At 36.5% G+C, this 293-nt stretch carries 1 protein-coding gene; it reads right to left on the reverse strand.

From position 1 onward, the window contains the following. Positions 1 to 113: 113 nt before the first annotated feature. Positions 114 to 293 (reverse strand): transposase (locus PSI06_RS21240; protein ID WP_273605078.1); only part of this gene is annotated, 180 nt, incomplete at its 5' end.

The following is a 293-nucleotide window of genomic DNA, read 5'->3' on the forward strand; positions in this document are numbered from 1 at the left end:
TTTCTAACTTGATTGCCGCAGAATACGTTGCGCGTTTTAATTTCGTCATTTTTTCACCCAAATTTGTATGCTTATTAGCATAACATTTCTTTCTTAATGGGTGGCCAAATTAACTATGCCACTACATTATATGACTTTTCTGGACCATGGTTTTTAAGTGGCTTAAGCTCTTTTCTTGAGGTCATTTTACTTCTCCAACTTGACAGCATATCGGGATGAATACCGTATTTATTAGCGGTCATTTTAACGGTACCGTGTGAGTCTAATGACTCCTGCACCACTTTTCTTTTAAA

The organism is Pseudoalteromonas sp. GABNS16E (assembly GCF_028598715.1).
Classification (GTDB): Bacteria; Pseudomonadota; Gammaproteobacteria; order Enterobacterales; family Alteromonadaceae; genus Pseudoalteromonas; species Pseudoalteromonas atlantica.